General features: G+C 64.5%; 8 protein-coding genes and 1 pseudogene. 5 read left to right on the forward strand and 4 right to left on the reverse strand.

The genetic code is table 11. The annotated features are described in order from the left end of the window. Positions 1–6: 6 nt before the first annotated feature. From LN450_RS05405 to LN450_RS05415, 3 genes and pseudogenes are all read right to left on the reverse strand, one after another. On the reverse strand, positions 7–2,727 hold the full coding sequence (locus tag LN450_RS05405) for a TonB-dependent receptor (RefSeq protein WP_011347129.1): 2,721 nt from the start codon (positions 2,725–2,727) through the stop codon (positions 7–9). Positions 2,728–3,065: 338 nt separating this feature from the next. Further along, positions 3,066–5,845 (reverse strand): annotated as a pseudogene (locus LN450_RS05410) (TonB-dependent receptor). 254 nt (positions 5,846–6,099) lie between these two features. After that, a complete protein-coding gene (locus tag LN450_RS05415; RefSeq protein ID WP_007966740.1) occupies positions 6,100–7,071 on the reverse strand; it encodes a LysR family transcriptional regulator in 972 nt (323 codons plus the stop codon). A gap of 414 nt (positions 7,072–7,485) precedes the next feature. Here LN450_RS05415 and LN450_RS05420 point away from each other — a divergent pair, with 414 nt between their 5' ends. The 5 genes from LN450_RS05420 (at position 7,486) to fdxA (ending at position 11,450) form a co-directional block, all read left to right on the forward strand. Continuing rightward, positions 7,486–8,118 (forward strand): 2-dehydro-3-deoxy-6-phosphogalactonate aldolase, encoded by a 633-nt coding sequence (locus tag LN450_RS05420; RefSeq protein ID WP_011347126.1) that lies wholly within the window; start codon positions 7,486–7,488, stop codon positions 8,116–8,118. Next, positions 8,115–9,263 carry a galactonate dehydratase gene (dgoD, locus tag LN450_RS05425; RefSeq protein ID WP_011347125.1) on the forward strand — a complete coding sequence of 383 codons (1,149 nt, stop codon included), beginning with the start codon at positions 8,115–8,117 and terminating at the stop codon, positions 9,261–9,263. The genes LN450_RS05420 and dgoD overlap by 4 nt, the downstream gene beginning before the upstream one ends. Continuing rightward, entirely contained in the window at positions 9,257–10,168 is a 912-nt protein-coding gene (locus LN450_RS05430) for an SMP-30/gluconolactonase/LRE family protein (RefSeq protein WP_011347124.1), read from the forward strand. Before dgoD ends, LN450_RS05430 begins: the two co-directional genes overlap by 7 nt. Continuing rightward, the gene (locus tag LN450_RS05435) at positions 10,165–11,043 is read left to right on the forward strand and encodes a 2-dehydro-3-deoxygalactonokinase (RefSeq protein ID WP_008574741.1); all 879 of its coding nucleotides are present in this window, start codon (positions 10,165–10,167) and stop codon (positions 11,041–11,043) included. Before LN450_RS05430 ends, LN450_RS05435 begins: the two co-directional genes overlap by 4 nt. A gap of 83 nt (positions 11,044–11,126) precedes the next feature. Next, complete coding sequence (fdxA, locus tag LN450_RS05440; protein WP_003481917.1) at positions 11,127–11,450, forward strand: ferredoxin FdxA; 324 nt, start codon at positions 11,127–11,129, stop codon at positions 11,448–11,450. Between the two features lie 120 nt (positions 11,451–11,570). On the opposite strand, the gene LN450_RS05445 is transcribed toward fdxA, so the two are convergent. Further along, positions 11,571–12,089: a hypothetical protein gene (locus tag LN450_RS05445; RefSeq protein ID WP_008574742.1), complete on the reverse strand. Its 519-nt coding sequence runs from the start codon at positions 12,087–12,089 to the stop codon at positions 11,571–11,573. Positions 12,090–12,099: the final 10 nt, after the last annotated feature.

Below are 12,099 nucleotides of genomic sequence, written 5' to 3' on the forward strand. Positions count from 1 at the left end.
CGCGTTCTACAGGCTGGCCCGCAACGTCAGGCCATACCGACGATCGTTGATCACGAAATCGCGGTAGCGCGACTCGGTGCCCAGATAGCTTTCGCGACGGGTATCGAGCAGATTCACGCCATCGAGCGAAATCGACCACACATCATTGATGTTGAAACGCAGCGAGGCATCCAGCTGGCCGAAGCCCTTGTTGTAGACCGGCAGGTTGCCGGTGCCGTTGCCCGCCGTGGTCACCAGCCAGTCGCTGCGCCAGTTGTAGGCCACACGGCCCTGGAAGCGCGCCGTTTCGTAGCTGAGGATCGCGTTGTAGCTGTTCTTGGACAGGCCCTCCAGCGGCACCGTCAGCGACTGGCCGTTGGTGTCGGTGGCGGTGGGGCTCGGCGCCTCGCTGTCGACGTAGGTGTAGTTGGTCTGCAGGCCGAAACCGCTCAACCAGCCCGGCAGGAAGTCGAAGAACTGCGTGTAACCCAGTTCGGCGCCGCGGATCTTGCCCGAATCGCCATTGACCGGACGGGTGATCTGCCACACCTGGCCGTCGTACACCTCGTTGAAGACGGCGTTGGCGATAAAGCCTTCCACCTTCTTGTAGAACAGGGTGCCGTACATCATCGAGCCCTGGCCGAAGTACCACTCCAGCGCGGTGTCGAACTGGTCGGCCTTGACCGCTTCCAGACTCGGGTTACCCGCGGTGCCGGTGAAAGTGGAAGCGCCGTTCGAGGTGCCGGTGCTCAGGCTCAGGTTCGGGTTGAGCTTGTCGAAGGTCGGACGCGAAATACCGCGCGAGGCGGCAAACCGCCACTGCAGCTGATCGCTTAGCATCCAACGCAGGTTCAAGCTGGGCAGCACGTCGGTATAGGTCTGCTGCGCATCCACCGGAATCAGGCCACCGCCTTCGGCATCGGTACCGGTGCGCACGCCCTGCGAGCCCACTTCGGTACGCACCACGCGCACGCCGATGTTGCCATCGAACGGAATGTCGCCATCCACGCCAAAGCGCAGCACGCCATACGCCGCGTAGGTCTTCTCGTTCTGCGTGTTGATGTTGTTGGGGGCAAATTCCAGCGGGCTGGCACCGAAGGCAGCCAGGGTCTGCTGATAGTTCGCCACTGCCGCATCGGATGCCGTCAGGGTCGGCCCGAAGGCATGACTCTGGCCGCGGAAGAAGTCGGTGATCGGATTGGTCATCACACCGATGCCGGGGTACTGCGAAAACGGTGCGCCGTCGCAGTTGTTGATGCACATGAAGCGATAGATGTTGCCCTTGGTCTCGGCATCACGGTCGGTGTAACGCACGCCGGCCTTGAAGCTGCGCACGAAGTCGCTGTCGAAGGCCAGATCCATATCCGAACGCCAGGCGAATTCGGTGCCCTTGTTGTCGTCCTTGTTGTCCAGGTGATAGCGCCAGCCGTTGTAGTTGTTGACGTCGGCCAGGTAGCCTTCCGCACCGCTGGCATCGGTCACCGACAAGCGCGGCAGATCGCCCCGGAAATCGACGTTGAACTGCGGGCTGGTGACCTGACCGGTGGACAGGATGTAGCGCGTGCCGGTGGTGGTGGCATCGACATACTGGAAGTCGGTGCTCAGGGTCAGCTTTTCGTTGACCGTCCACTTGGCACCCAGCGAGTAATCGGTGGTCACCGAGTGGCGCTCGGTCAGGCTGGTATTGGATTCGGTCGGCACATTCTGGAACGAGCCGTTGACGAACTCGTTGCGGTTATTGACCTGGATGCCAGGCAAGCCCTGCATCGGGTTGGCGCCGGTCAGCGCGAAGAACGAATAATCGTGCCAGCTGAAGTCGTAGTCCGAACGCAGCACCTGCGTATAGACCTCCACTGCATCGTTCGGACGCCACTGCATCGCAAAGGCGCCGGTCTTGCGCTCGCGCTCGCCGACGGTGGTGTTGATGCCGGCGCCGTGCGGCACCGACACGCCCTGCCCTTCGTAGCCCGGCAGATCGGTCTGGGTGTACCACGGCTCGATCGAAATGGTGTCCTGGCAGAACGGGCTCTTCTGCTGCGAGTAGTTCACCAGGATGCCGATCTCGCCGATGCCGGTCTGCCAGCGATCGCTGAACAGGCCCGAGAACGCCGGCTTGCCGTCGTCGGCGAGGTCGTAATAGTTGTATTGCACGCTGCCGGCGATCTTGCGGCCGTCGTAGTCGAACGGCAGGCGCGTGCGCAGGTCCACGGTGCCGCCCAGACCACCTTCGATCATGTCGGCAGACGGATTCTTGTAGACGTTGACGCCGCCGAGCAATTCGGCAGACACGTCTTCGAAGCTCAGGCCCCGGCCGTCGTTGGCGGTAAAGATGTCGCGACCATTGAGTTCGGTGCGTACCTGGGTCAGGCCGCGGATGGCGATCGCGCTGCCTTCGCCATAGTTGCGCGAAATCTGGATACCGGAGATGCGTTGCAGCGCTTCGGCCACATTGTTGTCGGGCAGCTTGCCGATGTCTTCGGCAACGATGGAATCGACGATCTGCTCTGCGTTCTGCTTGACCAACTGCGCCTTGGTCACGCTGCTGCGGGTACCGGTGACCTGCACGGTGTCCAGCTGTTGCGTGGTCGCATCCGAGGCCGGCGTAGCGGTGGTGGTCGCATCCTGCGCATAGGCCTGCGCGCTCAGCAGCGTGGCCACGCTGATGGCCATCACGGAGCGGCGAAAATCACGGATCGAACGCTGACCCACAGTCCGGCCTGCCGGAATGTGGCGATGTTGCACTGACATGGTGCTCCCTCCCAGGACGCATGTACTTCTAGTTTTTAGCGGGCCGGTGCGCGAGCGCCCGACCCGTCGTTGGTGCTGGCTTGGCATCTGCCGACGGCAAGACCGTGGCTGCGTAGATGCGGTGTAAACCCGAGCGGGCTTACCTGGTAGCTGCGGCCGGAGCATAGGGCGCGGCCGTCATGCCAGACCAATGAAATATTCCTGGAAAGGTATTCGCTAAACCTATAACAACCCCAGAAAACCCGGCAACTCTGGCATCGCAGGGTGACGGCGCAAGATTGAACGTGGCGGGCTCAACTCTGAGAGCCCGCGCACGTCGCCTGCGTGATCGCCCGCACTTACCAGTTCATGCGCAGCACCAGCGAGTAGCGCCGGTCGTTGACGAACCAGCTGCGCGTATACAGATGGTTATCGACCTCGCCCCCCGTGTAGGACGTCGGCCCCATCAACACCTTGGTCACCGTATTGGTCAGATTGTTGGCCTGCACGCCGAGCTGTACATGCGGGTTGAAGCGATAGAACGCCGAGGCGTCGAGCTGGCCGTAATCGTCCGACCAGGTCGGCAACTTGGTCGACACGTCGCTGGCGGTGAGCAGATAGCGCGAACGCCAGTTGTAGGCCAGGCGCAACGAAAGCGGCCCTTTCTCGTAGATGCCGGCCAGGTTGTAACTGCGCCGCGACAAGCCTTCCAGCGGCAGGCTCACACCGGTGACGGTGGTCTGGGTGTATGGGTCGGTGGCGGTGTTCGCGCCGCCGCTGCTGTCGACGAAGGTGAAGTTGGCATTGACGCCGAACCCGCTCAGCCAACCCGGCCAAGAATCGAAGAACTGCGTGTAGCCGTATTCGAAGCTGCGGATGCGCCCCTTGTCCATGTTGTACGGACGCGTCACCAGCCAGTCCTGCCCACCGTAATTTTCGGTGACGGTCTGGTTGGAGAAGTAATCCTTGACGCTCTTGTAGAACAACGTCAGGTACATCATGTCGCTGGTGTCGAAGTACCACTCCAGCGCGGTGTCGTACTGATTGGCCTTCATCGGCTGCAGATTCGGATTGCCGGCAGTACCGGTCCACCTGGAAACGGTGCCGTTGGACTCGGTGTTTGCCGCAAGCAGCAGGTACGGCTGCAACTGCGTGTAGTCCGGGCGCGCCATCGCCTTGGATGCGGCGATACGCCACTGCAGCGCGTCGGAGAACTTGAAGCGCATGTTGAAGCTCGGCAGCACGTTGGTGTAGCTGCCCTTGGCGTTGTTGGCGAAGTACTGCCCGGTGTACTGCTCGCGCAGCGCTTCCGAACCCGCGCTTCCCGACAGGTCGGGGAACTGGCCGTAGCCATTTGCCTCGGTCTTGGTCTGCACGATGCGCACGCCGATATTGCCGTCCACCGGCACGCCCAGCGCTTCGTCGTTGCCGAAGTACATCACCGCGTAGGCGGCCTGGGTGCGTTCGAACTGGCGGTTGATGTCCTGCAGCTGGTACTTGTCCGGCGCCCAGCCCGACCCGCGCAGCGCCACGATCTGCTCGATCATCTTCGAGGTACCGGCGTAGTCCTTGACTGCGGCGTTGCTCGGAAAATACAGACTGTTGGGCACATCGATCTTGCCGCGGAACAGATTGGAATACGAATACAGCTGCGAGGTGCCGGTCATGTAGGTGGCCAGATCGGCCAGTCCGGTCCCATTGGCGGTGTCGGGAATCTGCGCCCAGTTATCGCTGATCACACCCCAGTTGTAGCCGGAGTTCTTGTTGATCTGGGTGCGGTCGGTGGCGCGGATGCCGGCACGGAAGGTGCGCAGCCAGGCACTGTCGTCGAATGCGTATTCCAGGTCGAAGCGCGTGGCCAGTTCGCGGCCGCGATTCTTCGCCAGATGGTCCATGGCCGCACTCCAGAAATAATTGGAGGGGTTGCTGGTGTAGGTGCTGTCGGCAATCCCGACCGATGGATATTTGCCGCTCAGTGCGCGTAGCGGTTGTTGGTGTAGAAGCGCACGCCATCGTTGCCGGTGACGTTGCCGCGCCAGGAACTGGATGCCGGCGAGCCACTGACGAAGCGGCCGTCGGCATCGTAGGTAAATTGCGTTCCGGGGGCCGGGCCAATCGCGTTGGTGTCGTCGTTGAAGAACGCCGCGCGCTCCTGCCAGTTCATGTCGTAACTGGAGCGCATGTACTGCACGTAGATCTCGGTGTCGTCGCTAGGCCGCCACTGGAACGCGCCGGCCACGCCATTGCGCTTGCGCTCGAAATCGAGCTGCCGCCAGTTGACGCCGCCAGGCACGTAGACCTTGTCGAAGCTGGTGCCTTCCAGCAGCGCCGCATCGGTGCGACGCACGAACGGCTCAACCTGGATGCCATCGCTGCGCGTGGCCAGTTCCGAATGCGCCACATCCACCATCAAGCCCATCTCGCCGACGCCGGTGTTCCAGCGATCGCTGAAGAGAAACGAGCCCGATGGCTTGTAGGTCTTGCTGAAATCGCCGTAGTTCACGTCGGCGGTCGCACCGATCACCCGGCCCGGCTGGTCGAACGGCATGCGCGTGCGCAGGTTGACCGTGCCGCCCAGACCGCCTTCGATGATCTCGGCCGACGGGTTCTTGTAGACGTCCACGCCTGCCATCAGTTCGGCCGGCACATCCTCGAAGCTCAGACCGCGGCCGCTAGCGGCGCTGAAACTGTCGCGGCCATTGAGCTCGCCGCGCACCTGGGTCATGCCGCGAATCATCACGCCGCTGCCTTCGGCAGAGAAGTGGTCTGGATCGTTACGCGCCATGAAGTGATCGATGGTCACGCCGCTCACCCGTTGCAGGGTTTCGGTGACGCTGCGGTCGGGCAGCGCACCGATGTCCTCGGCACTGACCGAATCGACGATCTGTTCGGCATCGTGCTTGATCGACTGCGACTTGATCAGGCTGGCGCGCACGCCGCGCACTTCGACCGCATCCAGGTCGGTGGCCTTGCTCGCGGTGCTCGAGGAAGCATTCTGGGACGACTGCGCCTGCTGCGCATAGACCGGCGCAGCGAGCAAGAGCCCGATGCTGATGGCCATGGCGGAACGGCGCAACGAAGGCAAACGACGGGCGAACACGCCCGTACCTGCCGAGGCATGGCTGGAACACTGGTACATCTGAATCCCTCCCAGGACGCAAGACGATTGAAACGGGTTGTCGCCGCGCAGACGCGCGGCGTGATCACGCAAAAAACGGGCGATGTCGCCCGTCAATTCCCTCCAGCAGGCGGCTTGGCCGCCGATCGCGTGCCCGACGTTACGTGCGCTTCAGCATGCGATCTGGCTCACACGTATAGGCGCACCACGCAGCGCCAGCCAATGAAAATTTCACAGGCTGCTATTCCGCTGCGGAATAGCGCGGGACGCACTGGTCAGGCAAGGGAGTCCGGCACGCGTAGCGCGGGATACAGACGTCGGGCCGTGGTGCGCAACGCCTGCAAGATGCGCTCGGCACCGGGCGGCAGGATGTAGTCGCGTCGTCGGATGATGCCGAACGATTCCATCCGCACGCCCAGTTCGATCGGCAGCACGGTGAGCAATTTCGCCTGGATCAAGGGCGCCACCGATTCCACCGGCAGGGCGGTCAGCATGTCGGTGCCGCGCAGCAGGGTCGAGGTAACCGGCAGGGACGAGGTTTCGATGGCATTGGTCGGCGTCTGCACGCCGTGCTCCATGAACATCGAATCCAGGCGCGCGCGCAACACGCTGTCGGCGGGCGGCAAGATCCAGCCATGCCGTACCAGATCGGCATGCTGCAGGCCGGCGCGGCTGGCCAGCGGGTGCCCGGCACGCGCGATCACCGAATGCGGCTCGTCGGCCAGCGGTTCGAACTCCAGTTCGCCCACCCCTTCCGGGCCGAGGATGCGCCCGATCACGATGTCCAGCTGCCCGTCCAGCAACTTGGCCACCAGCGGACGGCTGTAGTCCATTTCCACACGCACCAGGATGTCCGGAAACTCGCGCTTGACCTCGGCGATGGCCTGCGGCACCAGGTTGGTGCCCGGATTGACCACCGTGCCGATCGAAGCCTGGCCCATGCGCCCGGCGCGTAGCGCGGCGATTTCTTCCTGCGCCCGCCCAATCTCCGACATGGCCGCGCGCGCGCGCCGGATCAGCACGTGGCCATACCAGGTGGGCTCAACGCCACGGGCATGCCGCTCGAATAACTTCACCCCCAGCATGTCTTCCATTTCTGCCAGCAGCTTGGACGCGGCCGGTTGCGTCATGCTAGCGGCCTCAGCCGCGCGCAACACCGAGCGCTGTTCGTGCAAATGCAGCAGTAGCAGGAGCTGGCGCGTCTTGAGCCGGGCTGCGTTGAACCAGGGAGTACCGGAATTTGCCATAGCGTGCGGTTGCGGCCGTGTATTCGTCGAAGGAATAGAATATGCCGAAAATTTCATTTGCAGCACATATCTCCCCGCGCGAGGCTATCGGACGCCGCAGCAGGAGCCCCTACCTCCCGGGCGCGGTCAGAACAGACGTGACCTGCCCGTCCGCGGGCAGCAACACGCGGCCCAATATGCGGAGGTGGAGAACGATGACGGCATCATGCCCGCCGATTGCAGGCCGTAGGACGGCGCACGCGTGTCCAGGCGGCGCTCCCTCAAGGTCGGAATCCATCGCCTTCGTCGTTACACGCTCTCTTGCCATATTGCGCATCGGCCGCCATGCCACGACCCGCAGTCGCGCAGCCTCCCCCGACGTTGCCGGCCACCCGGTCGCCAACCGCCGCTTTCCGCTCTACCGCGAGTAACCGCATGACTTCAGACACCACCGCTAGCCCGTTCGTCCTGCCCCTGGTCGCCATCCTGCGCGGCATCACGCCGGAAGAGACGCTCGACCATGTCGGCGCACTGATCGACGCCGGCTTCGATGCGATCGAAATCCCGCTCAACTCGCCGCGCTGGGAGCAGAGCATCGCGCTGGCGCAACAGGCCTATGGCAAGCGCGCCTGGATCGGTGCCGGCACCGTGTTGCGCAACGACGATGTCGACACCCTGGTCGAGATCGGCGCGCGCTTCATCGTCACCCCGAATACGCGTCCCAGCCTGATCCGTCACGCGGTGTCGCGCGGCCTGACCGTGGTGGCTGGTTTCGCCACCGCCAGCGAGGCGTTCGACGCCATCGACGCCGGCGCAACCATTCTCAAGCTGTTCCCGGCCGCGACCTATGGCGCCGCGCATGTGCGCGCGCTGCGCTCGGTGCTGCCCACGCACATCCCGGTCTACGTGGTGGGCGGCGTCAGCCCGCAGACCCTGGCCGGCTTCATCGCCCAGGGCGCCGCCGGCGCCGGCATCGGTGGCGAACTGTACAAGCCCGGCCAATCGCTCCAGACAACCCAGACGCATGCACGCGCCTTCGTGCAGGCCTACCAGGAACTGCAAGGATGAAGATCACCCGCCTCACCACCTACCACGCTGCGCCGCGCTGGCTGTTCCTCAAGGTCGAGACCGACGAGGGCATCACCGGATGGGGAGAGCCGGTCATCGAAGGCCGCGCGCGTTCGGTGGAGGCCGCCGTGCACGAACTGGCCGGCTATGTCGTGGGCAAGGATCCGGCGCGCATCAACGACCTGTGGCAGACCCTCTACCGCGCCGGCTTTTATCGTGGCGGCGCCATCCTGATGAGCGCCATCGCCGGTATCGACCAGGCGTTGTGGGACATCAAGGGCAAGACGCTGGGCGTGCCGGTGTACGAGTTGCTGGGCGGGCTGGTGCGCGACCGCATGAAGACCTACCGCTGGGTGGGCGGCGACCGCCCCGGCGCCATCATCCAGCAGATCACCGACTATCGCGCGCTGGGCTTTGACACCTTCAAGTTCAACGGCACCGAAGAAATGAAGCTGATCGACAGCGCGCGCGCGGTCGATGCGGCGGTGGTCAAGGTGGCGGAAATTCGCGAGGCCTTCGGCAACAGCATCGACTTCGGCATCGACTTCCACGGCCGCGTCGGCGCGCCGATGGCCAAGGCCTTGCTGCGCGAGCTCGAACCGTTCAAGCCACTGTTCGTCGAGGAACCGGTGCTGGCCGAACAGGCCGAGTATTACCCACGCCTGGCCGCCAGCACTTCCATTCCGCTTGCCGCCGGCGAGCGCATGTTCTCGCGCTTCGAATTCAAGAACGTGCTGTGCGCCGGCGGCATCGGCATGGTGCAACCGGACCTGTCGCATGCCGGCGGCATCACCGAATGCGTCAAGATCGCCGCAATGGCCGAAGCCTACGATGTGGGCTTTGCCCCGCACTGCCCGCTCGGCCCGATCGCACTGGCCGCGTGCCTGCACGTGGACTTCGTTTCGCACAACGCCGTGCTGCAGGAACAGAGCATCGGCATCCACTACAACGAAGGCGCCGACCTGCTCGATTACGTCATCAACAAAGACGATTTTCACTGCGTGGATGGCAGCATTGCGGCCCTGCCCAAACCCGGGCTCGGTGTGGAGATCGACGAAGAGATGCTCAAGCGCACAAACGAAAATCCGCCGGACTGGCGCAACCCGGTGTGGCGCCACAGTGATGGCAGCATCGCCGAATGGTAAGCACGCCCGAACACACCGCCGTGCTGGCGGTCGACAGTCGCTGCACGCATGGCGAAGGCGTGCTGTGGTGCGAGCAGCGCCAGGCGCTGTACTGGGTCGACATCAGCGAAAAACGCCTGTGGCGACACCACCCGGCCAGCGCGCAGTCGCGCTACTGGACGCTGCCCGACCGCCCCGGCTGCATCGGCCTGATGCACGACGGCCGCGTGCTAGTCGCGCTGGCCAAGGCGATCGGCATTGTCGATCCGGACACCGTCGAAGAAGACGCGCTGCCCTTCGAAAAACTGGCCGACGTGGAAGCGGACAACCCGCTCACGCGCAGCAACGATGGCCGCGTCGACCGGCATGGCAACCTGGTGTTCGGCACCATGGACGAGCACGACAGCAAGGCCGCACGCGGTGCGTTCTACCAATTTTCGCTGAAGCACGGCTTGCGCGCCCTGCCGCTGCCGGGCGTTTCGATCCCCAATTCGATCTGCTTCGGCCTCGACGGCCGCACCATGTATTACTGCGATTCGGTGCGCCCGCAGATCCTGTGCTGCGATTACGACCCGCAGACGGCGCAAACCACCAACACGCGTGTGTTCACCACCCTCGATCGCGATGACGCCGAGCCGGACGGCTCGATCATCGACAGCGAAGGCCACCTGTGGAACGCGCAATGGCGTGCGTCGCGCGTAGTGCGTTATCGCCCCGACGGCAGCGTGGAGCGCATCGTGCAGCTGCCGATCAAGCATCCCACCTGCAGCGCCTTCGGCGGCGCGGCACTGGACCGCCTGCATGTGATCAGCTCGCGCCTGGACCATAGCGCCGACGAACTCGCGCGCATGCCCGAAGCCGGCAGCCTGTTTGTCTGCGACCTCGCCATCGCGGGCCTGCCCGAAAGCCGGGTGGCGAGCGCATGATCGCCATCGATTGGGGCACCAGTAGCCTGCGTGGCTATCTGCTCGATGCCGACGGCAAGGTCGTTGCGCAGCGCCGCGGTAGCGACGGCATCCTGGCCTGCCAGGGCCGCTTCGACGCAGTGCTGGCTGGCCTGGTCGACGGCTGGGACGGCCCACTGCTGCTCTCGGGCATGATCGGCAGCCGCAATGGCTGGGTCGAGCAACCTTACCTGCCCTGCCCGGCCGACACCGCCGCGCTCGCCCAGGCGATGCGCTGCTACGACGCCCTGTTGCCCGGCCGCGCACTGTGGTTCGTGCCCGGCGTCAGCACCGGCGAACAGGCCGGCGTGCCCGATGTGATGCGTGGCGAAGAAACCCAACTGGTCGGGCTGATCGCCGCGCTCGGCGACGGCGCGCATGTCGCCTGCCTGCCCGGCACGCACAGCAAATGGGCGCAGATCGCCAACGGCCAGCTGACGGGTTTTGCCACCGTCATGACCGGCGAGTTGTACGCCGTGCTGCGTCAGCACAGCATCCTGGGCAAGCTGATGGACGACGATCATGCCGCGCTGGACGCTGACGCATTCCTCCAAGGTGTCGACCGCAGCAACGACCCCGGCGGCCTCAGCCACCACCTGTTCGGCACCCGCACGCTCGGCCTGTTCGAACGCCTGTCCTCCGCGGCGCTGCCGTCCTACCTCTCGGGCGTGCTGATCGGCCACGAACTGCGCGCGCACCGCGGCGCTCACGCCATCGTGCATCTGGTCGGCAGCCCTGCTCTGGCGCAACGCTACGCATTGGCACTGCAGCACCTGGGCGTCGAAAGCCGACTGCATCCGGAAGATCTGGCTGCGGCAGGGTTGTTCGCGCTGGCCAGGCAGCGCGGACTGGCCTGACAGCCCGGCACGAAAAGCGCCAACAACTCCACACCCATCACGCGACTGCTTTAGAATTGGAAGGCTAAACGCCGGATTCCGCCATGCCTTTTGTTGTCACCGAAAACTGCATCAAGTGCAAATACACCGACTGCGTCGAGGTTTGTCCGGTGGATTGCTTCCACGTCGGCCCGAACTTCCTGGTCATCGACCCGGACGAGTGCATCGACTGCACCCTGTGCGAGCCGGAATGCCCGGCAAACGCGATCTATCCCGAAGACGACGTGCCGGCGGGCCAGGAAGCCTTCGTGGCACTCAACGCCGAACTCGCCAAGGCCTGGCCGGTGCTGACCGTGCGCCAGGAGCCGGCGCCGGATGCCGCCGAATGGGATGGCAAGCCCAACAAGTTGCCGCTGCTGCAGCGCTGAGCTGCACGACCGGGCGCGGCCCGGAGCCACACCGCTGCACGCACCCCGCAGTGCACTCGGCACTAACGCAAAACGGGCGCCCAAGGCGCCCGTTTTGCCATCCAGCAAACCGAACCGGCTTCAGCCGCCCAGTTTGCTCTTCAGCGAGGAGATCACCGCCACCGGCGCAGCCGCCGTGGCCGGCATGCCGCGCGGGTCCACGGCCGACACATAGCTGCCCGCATCGACCTTGACCACGCGCACCAGGAAGCTGGAACCTTCGTAGCTCACATCGTAGGAACCGAGCATCTGGGCCTTGCTGGCAATGGTCAGGCCCGGGATATCGGCCAACGCCGCGCCCACCTTGGCAAACACCTCGTCGCGCTCGCCCGGCACGGTAAAACCGCTGTTGGCGCTCGCCGACGGCGGCGTGTTGCTGTTCTGCTGCGTGGTGGAGGCCAGCGTCGGCACCTTCATCGCACCGGAGGTGTCGGGCAGGTTCAGGTCCGGCGGCACTTCCAGCGGACGAGCTTCCGGCGCCAGCGCATAGTCGCCGCGCGCGCCCTTATGGAACCAGCTGCAACCGCTCGTGGCGGCGACAGTGGCGGTCGCCAGCAACGCGAGCGACAGCACGCGGACGGGGGAAACGGAATGACGCATCGATAGATCT

The organism is Xanthomonas euvesicatoria pv. euvesicatoria (assembly GCF_020880415.1).
Lineage (GTDB): Bacteria > Pseudomonadota > Gammaproteobacteria > Xanthomonadales > Xanthomonadaceae > Xanthomonas > Xanthomonas euvesicatoria.